The organism is Bradyrhizobium sp. 132, from assembly GCF_023074185.1.
GTDB lineage: Bacteria > Pseudomonadota > Alphaproteobacteria > Rhizobiales > Xanthobacteraceae > Bradyrhizobium.
Window position 1 is genome coordinate 1 of sequence record NZ_JADPKY010000023.1, and the last position, 1,941, is coordinate 1,941.

A 1,941-nucleotide genomic window follows, 5' to 3' on the forward strand; every position below is an offset into this window, starting at 1 on the left:
GCTTCCGACGCCCGGCTTGGCCCGCTCATTCATCTGATCGTGCGCGGAATCCGACGATGAGCTGTTGCTCACTGCCCTCATTTGGGCTCGATTCCTTCATCATTTGGGCTCGATTCCTTCAACGGGCTCGCCCCGAACGCAGTCTTCAAATAACACTTACGCCAAATCGAGAAGCGAGTCGGCCACCTCTCAGGCTCTCTCGTGCATTAATCCGGCTAATTTCATTCTTTAAATGCAGGACTTCATCGTCGAAGTGAGGACCATCGAGGTCACAGGATTCATCGAAATCAGAAGCAGACTGCCCCAGCGTGCGAAAACTTGTAGTCTTTCGAGCACGGCCAATTTACGGCTTTCGCAAGCGGCGGGAGGGGTTGCTCGCGCATCACAACGACCAAGAGGATTCAAATGCCAAAGAGCCTAGGCCGAAACTGCCACATCGTGATGCCCGCCATCGCAAGAACTTTGTTCTTCCACCCTAGGACGGTATCGACTACGCGCCGTACGCGCCTATGGCGGTGTCGTTCCACTTCTCATGCGGCAGGCGCACGTGAAAAACAGCAGAGCTCCATCTCCCGATGGGTGAATGCGACAAATTCTGCCAGACGCTTCTGACGCTCAGGCTCGTGCTGGGAGATCAAGAGTGCCTCCGGACTATCAGCGGTGAGGGAGCGGTAGCGAAGATGAACGGGCGGCAACGGTTGATGATGAAATCGCGCACCACGGTGGAGGCACTCGCGAACCCCCTCGACGCCCAGCGCTTTGCCACCGGTATGCACGACGATCGGATTTTCGTCTGCGTCGTAGGGCGCCGTGAGCCCTCGTCCCAGCTCGCCGTAGACACCCGTGGCGTGAGCCTCATCCACCATCAGGAACTCGTCATGGTGGCTCGCGATCGTGAACAGGTCCTCAAGCGGGGCAAAATCGCAAACCATACTGTAGAGACTTTCGACCACGATCCAGACGCGGCCCACGTCAAGACAGCAAAATTGGCTGCATATCTCGGCCAAAAAAACGCCGTTTCCGATCCGAAGAACTTGGCAGCGTCTGCTTCGAGGCTTTCATGCTCGTCGCAGTTGCCGCGAAGAAGACGCGCGCAGCCGGCTCCGATAGGTGCGCCAGGATCGATCGCGCGCAGAGCCTGCGCGGCGCAGTTTGCGAGGGCCAGGTAATCGTTCGATGAAAAATCGATGTTGCGCGCGGCTTAAGGCCACCCACCCGGCTGTCTTTCTTCAGTGCATGCAGAGCCGATGCATAGGTCGAACTTTAGGAGCAAGTTCACTCTTCACTCGCAAGGTCGCCGCCAATCGCGCAAGGCATGCTATTGGTTCGCAAGGAAATGCGTTCGCGTCCACCTCAAGCATTCATCTGCGCGCGATGCGATTGTCTCGGTCGACCCTCACGACGCGCGGCGTAAACATTGCCGCTTCCTCCCGGCCAAATGAGGCATATGCAACTGCAATGACCTTATCGCCAGGCATCGCGAGGCGCGCGGCCGCTCCGTTCAGGCTTATTGTGCCAGACCCCAGGCGTGCCTCGATGACTTAGGTGGCGAAGCGCGCTCCGGTTTAACATTGTAAATTTCGACGCGCTCGTTAGCCAAAAATCCGGCCGCGTCCATAAGCGCACGGTCAATCGAAATCGAGCCTTCGTAGTGCACATCGGCTTCGGTCACAGAAGCGCGGCGGATTTGCCTTTCATCACGGTAAGTTGCATTGATCACCTAAGTTGGAGCTTGTATAGGGTGCTCGCCGAGCCTTTTCGCTCAGGAAAGCGCAGATCTGATGCCGAGCCGACCGAGCAGATTCGCATCACGGGCGCGTTGCGGGTTTTTGGTAGCCAGCATCAGCGTCGGCCAGCCGCACGGCTTGAATCGGCGTCAGCATGCCTAGCGTAGCGCAAGTTTCCATACCGAGCCGCTTAATGGCGCTGACCATGTGCATA

Annotated in this window: 2 pseudogenes; both read right to left on the minus strand. The window is 57.5% G+C overall.

Annotated elements, in window-relative coordinates:
* Positions 1-563 precede the first annotated feature (563 nt).
* Positions 564-1,242: pseudogene (locus tag IVA74_RS02405) on the minus strand (aminotransferase class I/II-fold pyridoxal phosphate-dependent enzyme); the annotation flags it as partial.
* A 119-nt stretch (positions 1,243-1,361) separates the two neighbouring features.
* A pseudogene (panD, locus tag IVA74_RS02410) lies at positions 1,362-1,713 on the minus strand (aspartate 1-decarboxylase).
* Between the last annotated feature and the right edge of the window lie 228 nt (positions 1,714-1,941).